The organism is Aliihoeflea aestuarii (assembly GCF_024105665.1).
Classification (GTDB): Bacteria; Pseudomonadota; Alphaproteobacteria; order Rhizobiales; family Rhizobiaceae; genus Aliihoeflea; species Aliihoeflea aestuarii.
On sequence record NZ_JAAAMK010000003.1, the window covers coordinates 415,324 to 430,190 of the forward strand.

The window sequence follows — 14,867 nt, forward strand, 5'->3', positions numbered from 1 at the left end:
AGGCGAAGATGGGCCATGTCCGAATTTCTCGTCATCGCCAGGCCCGACCTTCAGACCGCCCGCGAGGAGTGGCTGAAATCGCTCAGCTTCGAGCGCCGGCTCGCCGCGCTGACCGTCGAAGCCTATGAACGCGACACGCGCCAGTTCTTCCGGTTCCTGACCGCGCATCTCGCCGCGCCGCCCGCCATATCCGACATCGCGGATTTACGCCCGGCGGATTTGCGCGCCTATCTAGCGTCGCGCCGCAACGATGGCGCAGGGGCACGCACGCTCGGGCGCGGACTTGCCGGCATCCGCTCGCTGCTGCGCTTCCTCGAACGGCGCGGCCTCGTCAATTCGGCCGGCGCATCGGCGATGCGCTCGCCCAAACAGCCGAAATCGCTGCCCAAGCCGCTGACCGCGGCGGATGCACGCCGTGTCGTTTCGAGCGGCGGGCAGCTTGCCGAGGAACCATGGATCGCCGCGCGCAATGCGGCCGTCCTGACGCTGCTTTATGCCTGCGGCCTGCGGATTTCCGAAGCGCTCGGCCTGACCGGCGGCGACCTGTCCGACGCCTCCGAGACGATCCTGCGGATCATCGGCAAGGGGGGCAAGACGCGACTCGTGCCGGTCCTGCCGGCAGCGCTCGCCGCCATCGGCGAATATCGCCGGCTCTGCCCCTATCATCTCGACGCGGACAAGCCGCTTTTCTGCGGCGCGAAGGGCGGGCCGCTTGCCGCAGCCATCATCCAGCGCGAAATGAAGAAGATGCGCTCCGCGCTCGGCCTTGCCGACACCGCGACGCCGCACGCGCTGCGCCATTCCTTTGCGACGCATCTTCTGGCGCGCGGCGGCGATCTGCGCGCGATCCAGGAACTTTTGGGCCATGCCAGCCTTTCGACCACGCAGATCTATACCGGTGTCGATTCGGCGCGGCTTCTCGAAATCTACGACAAGGCCCATCCGCGCGGGCGAAGGAGTGCCGCATGACGATCCATCCCGACCGTATTGCCGAGGCGGCCCTGCGGTTGATCGCGGCGCTGACGACGCTCGTATTCTCCAGCTTCGTCCTCATTCTCGTCTTGGCGCTGACATCGGCGCGCGCCGAGCCTGTCTGCACCGGAACCGACATGCTCGCCGCGATGGAACGCGACGACCCCGATGCCTGGCAAAGCCTGCGTAGCGAGGCTGATGCGAGCGTCAACGGCGAGGCGATGCTGTGGCGGATCGAAACGCCCGCAGGTGCGGTGTCGCATCTTTACGGCACGATGCACGTTACCGATCCGCGCATCACGACGCTGCCGCCCGATGCTCAAAAGGCATTCGACGCCGCGCGCGTGCTCGTCATCGAGACGACCGACATTCTGGACCCCGCCGCCATGATGGCCGCGATGGCGCAGAATCCCGAGCTGACGATGTTCACCGACCGGACGACGCTGTCCTCGCTCCTTGGCGAAGACGATCGCGAGAGGGTCGAAACCGCCTTGCAGGCGCGGGGCTTGTCGCTCGCTTCGCTCGACAAAATGAAGCCGTGGATCATCGCGGCGATGGTCGTGCTGCCGGAATGCGAACGGGCGCGCGAGGCTGCCGGCGACGAAATTCTGGACGTCGCGCTCGCGACCCGGGCCGGCGAAGCGGAAATGAAGGTCGAGGGGCTTGAGACCACTGCCGAACAACTCGGCGCGATGGCGGCGCTGCCGCTCGATTTTCATATACGCGCGTTGGTCGACACGCTCGCGCTCGGCGACGGGGTGGACGACATCATCGAAACGATGATCGTCATCCACCAGCGCGGCGAACCCGGACTTTTCTGGCCGCTTTTCAAGGCGGTGCTGCCGGGCGGTGAGGATGACGCCATCGCCATCGCCGGCTTCGAGCAATCGGTCATCACCGATCGCAACCGAACGATGGCAGACCGTGTAAAGGCGTATCTGGACGCGGGCGACGCCTTCGTCGCCGTCGGCGCGCTTCATCTTCCGGGCGAGGAAGGTGTCGTCGCGCTCCTGCGCGAGGCGGGCTTCGAGGTGACGCCGATTTCCTCGCGATAGGCGCTCACGGAACCGTGTGGGTTCAGGGACGTTTATCCATCACGATTTATGTCTTTAGGAGCCAGAACCATGGCCGACCCTCGTGACCGCGACCCCGTTTCGCCGAACCCGACAGATCCCCACGATCCGGCCGGCAGGCCGCGCATCGATCCAGTGACCGGCGCGCCCAGACCCGCCGAAACGGTGGTTGTCAACAACACCCGTGGCGGCTCGAATGCGCTCGTCCTTGGCGTCATTGCCGCCGCGATCGTCGTTGCCCTTCTTGTGTTCATGAACTGGACGCCTGCAACCGATACCGCCGTCACACCGGATGGCGCGGTGACGGAAGAGCCGGCCGCGACGACGGATGGCGCAGTTCCGCCGGCCGCCACGACCGAACCGGCGACCGAGGCCCCGGCCACCACAGCTCCCGCCGAGACGACGCCTCCGGCAGGCGGCGATACCGCGCCGGCTCCTGCCGACGAAGCTCCGGCGACACAGCCGGCCCCGGCTGAGTAACAGCAAAACGGCCCCCATTTCGGGGGCCGTTTTCGTTCAGCGCATGTAGCGGATGTATTTCGTGTTCCGCGCCACGCGATCGTAAAGCTGGCGCGCCGTCGCATTATGCTCCTGCGTCAGCCAGTAGACGTTGGCGAGACCGAGCCGGTCAGCCTCTTCATAGACTGCCTCGATCAGCGCGCGCCCGATGCCCGTTCCGCGCGCGTCCGGATCGGCATAAAGGTCCTGTAGATAGCAATTGTTCTTCTGCGACCAGCAGGTGCGGTGCTGGATGTAATGCACCAGGCCGACGGGACTGCCATTCTTCGATGCGATAAAGCCATTCGGTTCGAACTCGCCGTCGCCGAGAAGCCGGGCAAAGGTGGTTCGGTAGACGTCCTCGGGAACGCTCGTCTCGTAGAATTCCAGATAGGCGGTCCACAAACGCCGCCATTCCGTCTCATCAGCCGCCTCGATCCGCCGGATCGTCACATCGCTCGTCGCCATTGCACGGTGTCCCCTGTTCAAATGGAAACGGTGTCACGGCGGGGCTGGAAGTCAAACCCGGCAACGGGCACAAACCATTACGCCAGATTGTGAGGGAAGGCGCGCACGCGCATTGGTAAGCACGACTACCCCTGCCGGCGCGCCATGAAGGCCAGCCGTTCGAACAGGTGCACGTCCTGTTCATTCTTGAGCAATGCGCCGTGCAGCTTGGGCAGAGCGTTTTTCGGGTCGGCCCTCAAGTCCGCCGGGTCGATGTCGTCGGATACCAGCAGCCGGATCCAGTCGAGCGCCTCGGAGGTCGAGGGCTTCTTCTTCAGCCCCGGCACCTCGCGCACCTCGTAGAACTGCGTCAGCGCCGCGCGGACGAGCTCCTGCTTGATCCCCGGATAGTGAACCTCGACTATTCTTCCCAGCGTCTCGGCCTCGGGAAAGCGGATATAGTGGAAGAAACAGCGGCGCAGGAAAGCGTCCGGCAGTTCCTTTTCGTTGTTCGAGGTGATGATGACGATCGGGCGATTGACCGCCCGCACGGTCTGGCCGGTCTCGTAGACATGGAACTCCATCTTGTCGAGTTCCTGCAAAAGGTCGTTCGGGAATTCGATGTCGGCCTTGTCGATCTCGTCGATCAGCAACACGACCTTGGCGGGGGCCGAAAACGCTTCCCACAATTTGCCGTGCTTGATGTAGTTCGAAATATCGTTGAAGCGCGCGTCGCCGAGCTGGCTGTCGCGAAGGCGCGAGACGGCATCGTATTCGTAGAGTCCCTGTTGCGCCTTCGTGGTCGACTTGACGTGCCATTCGAGAAGGTCGAGGCCGAGCGACGATGCGATCTGCTTGGCGAGTTCCGTCTTGCCGGTGCCGGGCTCGCCCTTGACCAGAAGCGGGCGCTCCAGCGCGATCGCGGCATTGACCGCAACCATCAGATCCTTGTCGGCGACATAGGACGATGTCCCTTCGAAACGCATGCGCGAACTCCGTGGCGATAGATCGGGGCGACCCTAAGGACGCGTCGGCGCGCATGCAAGCAGGCACAAACGTAAAACCCCGCGGCGCAAACGCCACGGGGTTTGGAATGCCGATATGCGGACCGGTTTTAGCGGCCGCCATATTCCAGCGGGATCGAGACGTTGTTGACCGTCGACTGGTCGGCGTTCGTGCTCACGTCGCTCTGACGCGTCGTGATCGAGGCGGTCGTCGTGGTGTCGACGTTCGAGACGTTACGCTCGGCCTTGGCGCCCGGATTCAGCGACCGCTCGACGGCGGGGGAGAAATCACCGATTACGTAGGGAGCCTGCTGGGCCATCGCTGCGCCCGAAACACCGAGCACGAGAGCGGAAGCGAGAAGAATGCGGTTCATGATTGAAGTCCTTTATCTGCTTTTCTTCGAAGCGGAGCTTGGGAGGATGCCCGGTTCGAAACCGGATCGTTGGGTCCGGTTCCAGACATCTAGGTTGACGCTAGCCGGCTGATAATGGCGCTTTCGGTGAACGATGTGTCGCCCGTCCTCTCGCGCGTTCGTGAATGAGCGGATATGGAAATCGAGATGCGAGTACTTAACGACGCGTCGCTCTGGCGTCCGCGCCCGGGGCGGCCTATATTGGGCATGGCGTTCTGTGCTTCCCGACAGGAGTAACTTAATTCTCGGGGCCTTACTGATCTCTAGGGAGCTGTCCCTGGCCGGGCTCGTGGGCTCGGACACACGGCGCCCACCTACTTTGTAGGCACCCGGGATCGAACCTCTCCACCGGTTGTCGTGGTTCGCCGCTTTTCCTTCGCAACCGTCTTTCGTACCCTTCCGTTAGGGTTTTGCAGGCTAGTTTGCAGGACCGGCGGGAGGGGCATCCATATGAACCATCGTGAACTGAAGAAGGCGCTGCGTGTGGAAGCGCTGGCCCGACGGGACGGGCTGGAGCCGCAATGGCGGATCGAGGCGTCGATTTCCATGGCCCGCGCCGCCGATCGGCTCGCAACGACGCCGGGCATGGTCGTTTCCGGTTTCTGGCCGATGCGCTCGGAGGTCGATGTGCGCCCCCTGATGGCCGCGCTTGCCGATCGGGGCGTGCGGCTTTGCCTGCCCGCCATCATCGACAAGCAGACGATCGTCTTTCGCGAACTGAAACGCGGCGGCGAGATGATCGACATGGGGTTCGGCACATGGGGGCCGGGTCCCGATGCACCCGAACTCACCCCCGAACTGATGCTCGTGCCGCTCGCCGCCTTCGATGCGCGCGGCCACCGCATAGGCTACGGAGCGGGCTATTACGACCGTGCCATCGAGCGCATGCAGGCGAACGGACACACGCCTCGCCTCGTCGCCATCGCCTTCGATTGCCAGGAGGTCGATGAGGTGCCCGAGCAGCCACATGACGTACAGCTTGGCGAAATCCTCACCGAAAGCGGGTTGCGCGCCTTTCCTCAGCCGCTCGGAGCATGATGCAGTCGCAGATATGCGGCAAAATAAGTTCGACTATGATGTCGTCCGAAAACCGGTTCCCACTTTTCGCCATCATGGTCTATAGGGGGGCATGCGACTTCTTTTCCTTGGCGACATGGTGGGACGGTCGGGCCGCACGGCGGTCTGGGAACGCCTGCCAGGTCTGATTTCAGACTTCCGGCTCGATTTCGTGATCGTCAACGGCGAGAACGCCGCCGGCGGTTTCGGCATCACGGAAGACATCTTCCATTCGACGATCGATGCCGGCGCGGATGTCGTTACCACCGGCAATCATGTCTGGGACCAGCGCGAGGCGCTGCAATTCGCCGCGCACGAGGAGCGCTTCCTGCGCCCGGCCAATTTTCCCAAGGGCACGCCCGGCCGCGGCACCGGCCTCTACATGGCGAAGAACGGTGCGCGCGTCCTCGTCTCCAACATCATGGGCCGGGTCTTCATGCACCCGGAGCTCGACGATCCGTTCAAATGCGCCGAGGAGGAACTCGCCGCCTGCCCGCTCGGCGAACAGGCCGATGCCGTGGTCATCGACTTCCACGCCGAGGCGACATCTGAAAAGATGTGCTTCGGCCATTTCGTCGACGGGCGCGCCAGCCTCGTCGTCGGCACGCACACGCACCATCCGACCGCCGACCACCAGATTCTGAACGGCGGCACGGCCTATCTCACCGATGCCGGCATGTGCGGCGACTACGATTCCTCGCTCGGCATGGACAAGGAGGAGCCGCTCAACCGGTTTCTTTCCAAGGTGCCGAAGGGGCGCATGGAGGCCGCCTCCGGCCCGGCCACCATCTGCGGCGTCGGCGTCGACATTTCCGATCGCACCGGCCTGGCCGAAAAGATCGCGCCGCTCAGGCTCGGCCCCAGGCTCGAAGAGACGGTTCCCGCATTCTGGAACTGACGTTCAGGGACTCGGCTGGTCGGGGCCGAGCACGCGCGGCGGCCCGAGCCGTTGTCGCGGCTTTTTAGCAGCGCATATGCCTCGGTAATTAGATCGGCGATCCCTGCGCGATGCTTGTCGAGATAAGTCGCCGACTTGATCTTGATCGTTCGGGACAGGCTCTTGCCTTTCAATATTTTCCCCGGGTCGTTCAACTCGCTGCCGGTCGCAAATGTCATGTTCGCCTTTCCTTTGGCGTCGACATGCAGCTTTACGACGGGTAGGCTCGCGACGAAGTGGGCAAGGTAGAAATGAACACGCCCCTCCGTCAAATCGGGCAGCGTTTGCAGGACAAGGTCGCGAACGGGCGTGAGCGCCTCGCGCTCTTCCACGGTCTTGTTCGCGCAATAGATTTCGAATTCGTCCATGCCGTTTCCTCGCGTGCGCGTTCGGCGTTCGAAACCTAGCTCGGCAAGCCCGGATCGCCAAATCCCCCCGCATTCACGTCATCCCGTTCCTCGGAAATGTCCTGTGAGTTGACGTTTCATCCTCTTCCGCCACATACGCTTTGATCCGGGCACCGCACCCGATTTCCTGCGGCTGGGGCTTTCAAAATGGAATGGCTTGCCGGTTATTTCGACTGGGTGAACGATCCGGCCGCCTGGGTCGCGCTCGCAACCCTGATCGCGCTCGAAGTCGTCCTGGGCATCGACAACCTCATCTTCATCTCGATCCTGTCGAACAAATTGCCCGAGCATCAACGCGAACGCGCGCGCCGGCTCGGCATCGGCGCGGCGCTGATCATGCGCCTGTTGCTGCTCGCCACGGTCGCCTTCATCGTGGGCTTGACCCAGCCGGTCTTCACGCTGTTCGGCGAGCCGTTCTCGTGGAAGGACATCATCCTTCTCGTCGGCGGCCTGTTCCTCGTGTGGAAGGCAACCAAGGAAATCCACCACACGGTCGATCCCGAGGACCACAAGGAAGACATCGTCGGCCGTACCGCGACGAATACGATGGGCGCGGCGATCTTCCAGATCCTGCTGCTCGACCTCGTCTTCTCGGTCGATTCCATCATCACCGCCGTCGGCATGACCGAGCATATCGCGATCATGTATATCGCCGTCATCGTCACGGTGACGGTGATGCTCATCGCCGCGACGCCTCTTGCCAATTTCATCGCCAAGAACCCCACCATCGTCATGCTGGCGCTGGCGTTCCTGTTGATGATCGGCATGACGCTGATCGCCGAAGGCATGGGCTTCCATGTGCCCAAGGGCTACATCTACGCCGCGATGGGCTTCTCGGCGCTGGTCGAAGGCCTCAACATGCTGGCGCGCCGCCGAAAGGGCGGCGGACATGCAGCGAAGCCGGATGAAAGCGCGCCGAAACTGTCAGGGTAATCGGCGGCGTTTTCGCCTCGACCTACATGACGAACGGGACGCCTCAAACCCCTTCCAGAATCACCACCGTCGGCCGTCGCGGCAGCGACCGCACGGAAACCTCCAGTGAGCGCCCCTCCCGATAGTCCACCGCAAAACCTTCGCCGATCATCGCGGCGAAGGTCGAGATGGGCGTCGAGAAGCGGTGCATCGGCAGGACGATGGAAGATTGCAGCCGTGTCGTGATCTCCGACACGTCGTTCAGCGACATCGTCATGCCGCCGTCGATCGGAACCATCACCACGTCGAGCCGGCCGATGGCGGCGTAGTGCTCGGGTGCGAGCGCATGGTGCAGGTGCCCGACATGGCCGATGCACAGGCCCGCGACCTCGAAAATGAAGATCGAATTGCCGCCTTCCTCGATAGTGCCCCAGCGCAGGATGTCGGTCGGCACGTTGCGGATATAGACGTCGTCCACGACCACCGCGTGTCGGGCCGGTTGCCCGTCGTCGCCCCAGCCGGGCAGGACGTGGTCGATGTCCGGATCGGGGCTGAGCGTGAAATGCGTCCCGTGCGCGCGGTTCATCGTGATCACGTCGGGCAGCGGATCGGCACCGTAGGCGCCGGAGAAATCCGTCGCGATCCTGACGCCCGCAGGCGTCTCGATCACATAGGTCGAATGCCCGGCATAGGTGATCGTCACCGTTTCGACTTCAGCCTGCGCCTGCGTGAACGATGCGAAGGTGACGGCGGGAAATGCATTGGCTATCGCCATGCACTGGCTCGGAACGGGTGCATCCTGCGCCCATGCCGTGCCGGCTGTAAGAAGGAAGGCGAGGCAGGCGAAGGCGCGGCGCATGGGCGAACTCCGGGATGGCGGCGATGCCGCAGCGTAACCCGCCCGGCGCTCGCGCCATCTCACGTTTGCGCGAGCGCCTGAAAGCTCGCTTCTGGACGTTGCGTCGGCTTTTCACTATAAGCGCCGGCAATTCAAAACATCAAAACCGCTTCGACAGGGGTGCCATGGCAGGCCATTCACAGTTCAAGAACATCATGCACCGCAAGGGCCGCCAGGATGCGGTGCGCTCCAAGATGTTCTCAAAACTAGCGCGCGAGATCACCGTCGCGGCCAAGATGGGCACGCCCGATCCCGCCATGAACCCGCGCCTGCGCCTGGCCGTGCAGAACGCCAAGGCGCAGTCCATGCCCAAGGACAACATCCAGCGCGCCATCAACAAGGCGTCCGTCGGCGATGGCGATAATTACGAGGAAGTGCGCTACGAGGGCTATGGTCCGGGCGGCGTCGCAATCATTGTCGAGGCGCTGACCGACAACCGCAACCGCACCGCCTCCAACGTCCGCGCCGCCTTCACCAAGTCCGGCGGGGCGATGGGTGAATCGGGCTCCGTCGCCTTCATGTTCGATCGCGTCGGCGAGATTTTCTACAAGCCGGAAGCCGGCGACGCCGACAAGGTCATGGAAGCCGCGATCGAGGCCGGCGCGGAGGATGTTCAGTCCGATGCCGACGGCCACACGATCTATTGCGCCTTCGAGGATTTCGGCGACGTGACGTCCGCGCTCGAAAGCGCGCTCGGCGAGGCCGAAAGCGTCAAGCCGATCTGGCGTCCGCAGACCGGCACGCCTGTGGACGAGGAAAAGGCGCAGTCGATTCTGAAACTCATCGGCGTCCTCGACGACGATGACGACGTGCAGAACGTCTATGCCAATTTCGAGGTCGACGAAGCGACGCTCGCCAAATTGTCGGCCGCCTGATGGGCACCGGCCCGGCCATCCGCATCACCTATTGCACGCAATGCAGTTGGCTGTTGCGTGCGGCGTGGATGGCGCAGGAGCTCCTCTCTACCTTCGGGCAGGATATCGGCGAGGTCGCGCTCGTGCCGGGTACGGGCGGCATCTTCGTCATCGAACTCGACGGCCGGACGATCTGGGACCGGACTGAGGATGGCGGTTTTCCCGAAGCCAAAATTCTCAAGCAGCGCGTGCGCGACGTGGTCTGGCCGGAACGTGATCTCGGCCACTCCGACCGGTAGATGCGCACGGAAACCTTCGACACGGTGATCCTCGGCGCAGGTGCTGCGGGAATGATGTGCGCGGCGCATGCCGCTTCCCGGGGCGGGCCCGTGCTCATCATCGATCATGCGAAATCGCCGGGCGAGAAAATCCGCATTTCCGGCGGCGGGCGCTGCAATTTCACCAATCTTGGCACCACGGCGCGCAATTTCCTCTCGGCCAATCCGCATTTCGCCAAATCAGCTCTCGGCCGCTATACGCAGCAAGACTTCATCGCGCTCGTGGAGCGCCACGGCATCGCCTGGCACGAAAAGACGCTTGGCCAGCTTTTCTGCGACGGCTCCTCGAAGGAAATCGTCGCGATGCTGCTTGCCGAGATGGAGCGCGCGGCTTGCGAATTGCGGCTGAGGACGACGCTCGAACGCGTCGAGCATCGCGACGGCGCGTTTAAACTCACGCTCGGCGGCGATGGCGCTGCCAAAATCTCGTGCCGGAATTTCGTCGTCGCCTGCGGCGGCAAGTCGATCCCGAAGATGGGCGCGACCGGGCTCGGCTACAAAATCGCCGATCAATTCGGCCTCGCTTTGGCCGAGACCCGCCCCGCGCTCGTGCCTTTGACCTTCGGCGAGGATGTGCTTGCCGGCTTTCGCGAAATCGCGGGCGTGGCAAGCGACGCGCGGATTTCCAGCGGCAAAACGGCGTTCGACGAGGCGCTGCTGTTCACGCATCGCGGATTGTCCGGCCCGGCCATCCTGCAGATTTCATCCTACTGGCGCGAAACGTACCCCATCCGTATCGCGCTCTTGCCGACCGCCGACATCGCCGCGCTGCTGATCGCGTCCAAGCGCGAAAACCCGCGCCGCGCGATCGCGACCGCGCTCGGCGATATCCTGCCCAAGCGGCTCGCCGCCTATTTTTGCGAGGCGCAAGGCTGGAGCGGAACGATGGGCGAGGCGAGCGACCGGCGTTTGACCGAGATTGCGGGCGTCCTGCAAGGCTGGGAGGTGTTTCCCGCCGGCTCGGAAGGTTACCGCACGGCCGAAGTCACGCTCGGCGGCGTCGATACGGGCGGCCTCAACTCACGCACGATGGAGACGAAAACCGTGCCCGGCCTCTATTTCATCGGCGAAGTAGTTGACGTGACCGGCTGGCTCGGCGGCTACAATTTCCAGTGGGCATGGTCGTCCGGCTGGGCGGCGGGGCAGGGTATTGCGGAGCGGGCGCAATAAAAAAAACCCGCCACGAGGGCGGGTTTTTCGCAATCGCAAAATCGCGTCCGGATTAGATACCCAGATTGGCGAACTTGTTCTTGAACTTGGAGACGCGGCCGCCGCGATCCATCAGGCCCTGCTGGCCACCGGTCCAGGCCGGGTGCGTGGTCGGGTCGATGTCGAGGTTCATCGTGTCGCCTTCCGAGCCCCAGGTGGAGCGCGTGAAGTATTCGGTTCCGTCGGTCATGACGACCTTGATGTTGTGGTAATCGGGATGAATGTCGGCTTTCATCGATCCTGTTCCTAACTGTAATGTGGGGAGCACGGAGCCAATGCCTGCGGCGATTGCGCCCGCTCCGGGCACTTGAAGCCTTAACCGCCAGGGTCTAGGGCTTCTGAAAACGTCGGCTGGCCTATACAGGAGCCGAAATTGAATCACAAGAGCGCCGCGCGAAAAACGGACGCCGAGCGGAAGGACGCCATGCGACGCGCAGAAACGGACATCGACGCCCGACGCCGCTCGCTGCGCCCTTTGCGCTCCATGCTTCCCTACATGACGCGCTATCGCGGCAAGATGGCGGGTGCGCTGTTCTTCCTGTCGCTCGCCGCGCTGACCACGCTGACCCTGCCGCTCGCCGTTCGGCGCATGATCGATCATGGCTTCGCGCCGCATGACGGGCAATTGATCAGCAATTATTTTTCCATGCTGATCGTCATCGCAGTCGTTCTCGCGGCCGCGTCGGCCGGGCGCTATTATTTCGTCATCACGCTTGGCGAGCGCGTCGTCTCGGACATCCGCAGCGCCGTCTTCGCCCATGTCGCGCGGCTCTCGCCCGGCTTTTTCGACACGGTCCAGTCCGGCGAGATCGTCTCGCGGCTGACGGCCGATACGACGCAGATCAAATCCGCGCTCGGCGCGACCGCCTCCGTCGCGCTGCGCAACATCATCCTATGCACCGGCGCGCTGACGATGATGGTCATCACCAGCCCGAAACTGTCGGCACTCGTCATCGCCGCGATCCCGCTGATCGTCCTGCCACTGATGGCGTTCGGGCGATCGGTGCGGGCCAAGTCGCGCCACGCTCAGGACACGCTCGCCCACGCCACCGCCTATGCCTCCGAGCAGATCGGTTCGGTGCGCACCTTGCAGGCGTTCACCAACGAAGCGCTGGTCACGGGCCGCTATTCCAACGCCGTCGAGGAAGCCTTCGAGGCGGCGCGGCTGTCCGTCTTCGCCCGCTCGTTCCTGACTTTCGTCGCGATCCTGACGATCTTTTCCTCCATCGTGGCTGTTCTCTGGTTCGGCTCGCGCGACGTACTGTCGGGCGACATGAGCGCCGGCACGTTGTCGCAGTTCCTGCTCTATGCTGTGTTCGCGGCGGGCGCGCTCGGCGCCCTGTCGGAAGTCTGGGGCGAATTGGCGCAGGCAGCGGGTGCGTCCGAACGCCTGACCGAGCTTCTGGCGGAAAAGCCGATGGTCGCCGTTCCCGCCAACCCCGCTCCGCTGCCCGTACCGCCGCGCGGCGAGATCGCATTTTCGCATGTCGGTTTCTCCTATCCGGTCCGGCCGGGCCAGTCGGCCTTGCGCGATCTGTCCTTCAAGGTGCAGCCCGGCGAGACCGTCGCCATCGTCGGCCCGTCGGGCGCGGGCAAGTCGACGCTCTTCTCGCTGCTCTTGCGCTTCTACGATCCCGACAGCGGAACGGTCATGGTGGACGGCGTCGATGTCGCGCGGGCCGACCCGGCCGAACTGCGCGCGCGCATCGCCATCGTGCCGCAGGATGTGACGATCTTCGCCGCGACGGCGGCCGAGAATATCGGCTTCGGCCGCCCCGGCGCTTCGGAAGCGGAAATCGAAGCCGCCGCGCGCGAGGCACATGCGGACATTTTCATCCGAAATCTGGACCAGGGGTTCGAAACCGCGCTCGGCGAGCGCGGCGTCACGCTGTCGGGCGGCCAGCGTCAGCGCGTGGCCATCGCCCGCGCCATCCTGCGCGACGCACCGATCCTGCTTCTGGACGAAGCGACCTCGGCGCTCGACGCCGAAAGCGAAACCCTCGTTCAGAACGGCCTCGAACGTCTGATGAAGGGCCGCACCACGCTCGTCATCGCGCATCGGCTGGCAACCGTCCTCAAAGCCGACCGCATCCTCGTCATGGAAGCCGGCCGCATCGTCGAGGAAGGCACGCATGCCAGCCTCGTCGCCAAAGGCGGCGTCTACGCCCGCCTCGCGCGGCTTCAGTTCGACGTCGGGGCGGAGGCGTTCAGGGGCGCGGCGGAGTAAGTAGAGCCGCCTCAGCGCTTCACCGGAATATCGAAATGCATCACGTCCTCGCGGGTGCCGAGGCCGGTGTAGAGCGCGACGGCGGGATCGTCGCCGTAGTCGGCCTGCACATAGATCACCCACGCACCGCGCTGCGCCGCGATCTCGCGCAGTTCGTCGATCAGCGCCGTCGCGATTCCCCGCCGACGATGCTGTTCGGGAACCGCCAGATCGTAGATGTAGATTTCCCGCCGCTCCTGCTCGAACTTTTCGAGTTCGTAGGCGACGAGACCGCCCATTACCTCCGCGCCGTCAGTTAAGACCAGCGCGATGACGTGGTCCTTGGCGAGCAAAGCCGAAAGATAGGTGTCGGCGGGAGGCTTCGAAGCGTAGCTCTCCGGGTCGTCGAAGGCGGTTGCAAAGAGCCGGTTCAGCTTGCGCAGGAGCGGTTCGTCACCGGCGGCAAGCCGTCGAATGTGTGGCGCGGTCATCGGTCACCCCAGAATGTTCTTCGCGGCGCGCAGGAATATCCGTGCGCCGATCGGGATCAGATCGTCGGGAAAATCGTAGTCGGGATTGTGAAGCTGCGGGTACGTCTCGCCCGCGCCGAGGAACATCATCGCCGATTTCGCGCGCTGCCCGAATGCACCGAAATCCTCCGACGCGCGCATCGGCAAATCCTTGTCGTCATGCGCAATGCCCTCATCGTCCATCGCGCGGCGCAGATGATCGGCGGCTTGCGGCGCATTCAGCGAGGCGACGAAAATCTCGTGATAATCGATCTTGAGCCCGAGACCGGACCGTTCCGCCGTGCCCTTCGCCAGCGCTTCGGCCTGTTCGCACAAAGCCGCCATGCGCCCGTCGAGCCGGGTGCGCAGCGTCGCGCGGATTTCGGCATGGCCCGGCGCGATGCCGAAGACCGCTTCGCCCATAGTCGCATGCGTCACCGTCACCATGGCGAACCCATCCTCATCGAACCGCCCGCCGCCAAGCGCCGCAAGCGCCGGCATCAGATCGGCGACGGCCTGCATCGGCGAAATGCCCGTTTCGGGCATCGAGGAATGCGCGGTTTTGCCCGTCAGCTCGATCCGCATGCCGCGCGAGGCGCAATTCACCACGCCATCCCTGATACGCACTTGCCCGAAGGGCACGCCCGGCAGATTGTGCAGCGAAAACGCGAAGTTCGGCAGGATGGTCCCGTAGCGCGGATCGGCGACGACGCCAGCCGCCCCGTCGCCGGTTTCCTCCGCCGGCTGGAACATCAGGACGACGCGGCCGGACGCCGGACGCTCGCGGCCGAATACCCGGCCGAGCGCGGCGAGGATCGCCGTGTGACCGTCATGGCCGCACATATGCGACTTGCCGGGTATTTCCGATTTGTGCGGTACGTTGCCGAGTTCCTCGATCGGGAGCGCGTCGAGTTCGGAGCGGAAAAGCAGCGTCGGTCCCGGCTTGCCACTGTCGTAAACGGCGGCAACGCCATGTCCGCCGAGCCCGGTCAGGATTTCGTCCGGTTCCGTCGGCGTCAGGAAGGAGACGACTTCCAGCGCCGTCTTTTCCTCCTCGTTGGAAATTTCGGGCTGCCGATGCAGCTTTTGCCGCCATTTTGTCAGGTCCGCGATGTCGCTGTTGGTTAGTTGCAT

Annotated in this window: 18 protein-coding genes, 1 other RNA gene and 1 pseudogene; 12 read left to right on the forward strand and 8 right to left on the reverse strand. The window is 64.0% G+C overall.

Annotation, left to right across the window (positions count from 1 at the left end):
- The first annotated feature begins 15 nt into the window (after positions 1 to 15).
- The 3 genes from GTW25_RS09675 (at position 16) to GTW25_RS09685 (ending at position 2,525) form a co-directional block, all read left to right on the forward strand.
- A complete protein-coding gene (locus GTW25_RS09675) occupies positions 16 to 969 on the forward strand; it encodes a tyrosine recombinase XerC (RefSeq protein WP_252911886.1) in 954 nt (317 codons plus the stop codon).
- On the forward strand, positions 966 to 2,027 hold the full coding sequence (locus tag GTW25_RS09680) for a TraB/GumN family protein (RefSeq protein ID WP_252911887.1): 1,062 nt from the start codon (positions 966 to 968) through the stop codon (positions 2,025 to 2,027). Before GTW25_RS09675 ends, GTW25_RS09680 begins: the two co-directional genes overlap by 4 nt.
- A gap of 69 nt (positions 2,028 to 2,096) precedes the next feature.
- Complete coding sequence (locus GTW25_RS09685; protein ID WP_252911888.1) at positions 2,097 to 2,525, forward strand: hypothetical protein; 429 nt, start codon at positions 2,097 to 2,099, stop codon at positions 2,523 to 2,525.
- A 36-nt stretch (positions 2,526 to 2,561) separates the two neighbouring features.
- On the opposite strand, the gene GTW25_RS09690 is transcribed toward GTW25_RS09685, so the two are convergent.
- From GTW25_RS09690 to GTW25_RS09700, 3 genes are all read right to left on the reverse strand, one after another.
- Positions 2,562 to 3,011, reverse strand: a complete 450-nt coding sequence (locus GTW25_RS09690; protein ID WP_252911889.1) for a GNAT family N-acetyltransferase — start codon at positions 3,009 to 3,011, stop codon at positions 2,562 to 2,564.
- 125 nt (positions 3,012 to 3,136) lie between these two features.
- On the reverse strand, positions 3,137 to 3,976 hold the full coding sequence (locus tag GTW25_RS09695; RefSeq protein WP_252911890.1) for an AAA family ATPase: 840 nt from the start codon (positions 3,974 to 3,976) through the stop codon (positions 3,137 to 3,139).
- Between the two features lie 128 nt (positions 3,977 to 4,104).
- Entirely contained in the window at positions 4,105 to 4,368 is a 264-nt protein-coding gene (locus tag GTW25_RS09700; RefSeq protein ID WP_252911891.1) for a hypothetical protein, read from the reverse strand.
- Positions 4,369 to 4,616: 248 nt separating this feature from the next.
- Here GTW25_RS09700 and ssrS point away from each other — a divergent pair.
- The 3 genes from ssrS to GTW25_RS09715 all read left to right on the forward strand — a co-directional run bounded on the left by ssrS (position 4,617) and on the right by GTW25_RS09715 (position 6,361).
- Positions 4,617 to 4,775, forward strand: a non-coding RNA gene (gene ssrS / locus GTW25_RS09705) — 6S RNA.
- Between the two features lie 82 nt (positions 4,776 to 4,857).
- Entirely contained in the window at positions 4,858 to 5,445 is a 588-nt protein-coding gene (locus GTW25_RS09710; protein ID WP_252911892.1) for a 5-formyltetrahydrofolate cyclo-ligase, read from the forward strand.
- A gap of 91 nt (positions 5,446 to 5,536) precedes the next feature.
- Positions 5,537 to 6,361 (forward strand): TIGR00282 family metallophosphoesterase, encoded by an 825-nt coding sequence (locus GTW25_RS09715; RefSeq protein ID WP_252911893.1) that lies wholly within the window; start codon positions 5,537 to 5,539, stop codon positions 6,359 to 6,361.
- A 137-nt stretch (positions 6,362 to 6,498) separates the two neighbouring features.
- Here the strand turns inward: GTW25_RS09715 and GTW25_RS20680 are convergent.
- Positions 6,499 to 6,672: pseudogene (locus GTW25_RS20680) on the reverse strand (hypothetical protein); the annotation flags it as partial.
- Here GTW25_RS20680 and GTW25_RS09720 point away from each other — a divergent pair.
- The gene (locus tag GTW25_RS09720; RefSeq protein WP_252911894.1) at positions 6,652 to 6,807 is read left to right on the forward strand and encodes a hypothetical protein; all 156 of its coding nucleotides are present in this window, start codon (positions 6,652 to 6,654) and stop codon (positions 6,805 to 6,807) included. The pseudogene GTW25_RS20680 and the gene GTW25_RS09720 overlap by 21 nt on opposite strands.
- A 147-nt stretch (positions 6,808 to 6,954) precedes the next feature.
- Positions 6,955 to 7,740, forward strand: coding sequence for a TerC family protein (locus GTW25_RS09725; protein WP_252911895.1), 786 nt, complete (start codon positions 6,955 to 6,957; stop codon positions 7,738 to 7,740).
- 43 nt (positions 7,741 to 7,783) lie between these two features.
- Here GTW25_RS09725 and GTW25_RS09730 read toward each other — a convergent pair whose 3' ends face one another.
- Positions 7,784 to 8,578, reverse strand: coding sequence for an MBL fold metallo-hydrolase (locus GTW25_RS09730; protein WP_252911896.1), 795 nt, complete (start codon positions 8,576 to 8,578; stop codon positions 7,784 to 7,786).
- 164 nt (positions 8,579 to 8,742) lie between these two features.
- On the opposite strand from GTW25_RS09730, the gene GTW25_RS09735 reads away from it, so the two are divergent.
- From GTW25_RS09735 to GTW25_RS09745, 3 genes are read left to right on the forward strand one after another with little or no spacing between them, the layout of a single operon-like run.
- Positions 8,743 to 9,492, forward strand: coding sequence for a YebC/PmpR family DNA-binding transcriptional regulator (locus tag GTW25_RS09735; protein WP_252911897.1), 750 nt, complete (start codon positions 8,743 to 8,745; stop codon positions 9,490 to 9,492).
- Positions 9,492 to 9,770 (forward strand): Rdx family protein, encoded by a 279-nt coding sequence (locus GTW25_RS09740; RefSeq protein WP_252911898.1) that lies wholly within the window; start codon positions 9,492 to 9,494, stop codon positions 9,768 to 9,770. The genes GTW25_RS09735 and GTW25_RS09740 overlap by 1 nt, the downstream gene beginning before the upstream one ends.
- Positions 9,771 to 10,979 carry a BaiN/RdsA family NAD(P)/FAD-dependent oxidoreductase gene (locus GTW25_RS09745; RefSeq protein ID WP_252911899.1) on the forward strand — a complete coding sequence of 403 codons (1,209 nt, stop codon included), beginning with the start codon at positions 9,771 to 9,773 and terminating at the stop codon, positions 10,977 to 10,979. It begins immediately after the preceding gene.
- A 52-nt stretch (positions 10,980 to 11,031) separates the two neighbouring features.
- Here the strand turns inward: GTW25_RS09745 and rpmE are convergent, their stop codons facing one another.
- Complete coding sequence (rpmE, locus tag GTW25_RS09750; protein ID WP_252911900.1) at positions 11,032 to 11,253, reverse strand: 50S ribosomal protein L31; 222 nt, start codon at positions 11,251 to 11,253, stop codon at positions 11,032 to 11,034.
- Between the two features lie 189 nt (positions 11,254 to 11,442).
- Here rpmE and GTW25_RS09755 point away from each other — a divergent pair, with 189 nt between their 5' ends.
- Positions 11,443 to 13,245 (forward strand): ABC transporter transmembrane domain-containing protein, encoded by a 1,803-nt coding sequence (locus GTW25_RS09755; RefSeq protein WP_252911901.1) that lies wholly within the window; start codon positions 11,443 to 11,445, stop codon positions 13,243 to 13,245.
- Between the two features lie 11 nt (positions 13,246 to 13,256).
- Here GTW25_RS09755 and GTW25_RS09760 read toward each other — a convergent pair whose 3' ends face one another.
- Both GTW25_RS09760 and GTW25_RS09765 read right to left on the reverse strand, forming a co-directional pair.
- Entirely contained in the window at positions 13,257 to 13,715 is a 459-nt protein-coding gene (locus GTW25_RS09760; protein WP_252911902.1) for an AAC(3)-I family aminoglycoside N-acetyltransferase, read from the reverse strand.
- 3 nt (positions 13,716 to 13,718) lie between these two features.
- Positions 13,719 to 14,867 carry an amidohydrolase gene (locus tag GTW25_RS09765; protein ID WP_252911903.1) on the reverse strand — a complete coding sequence of 383 codons (1,149 nt, stop codon included), beginning with the start codon at positions 14,865 to 14,867 and terminating at the stop codon, positions 13,719 to 13,721.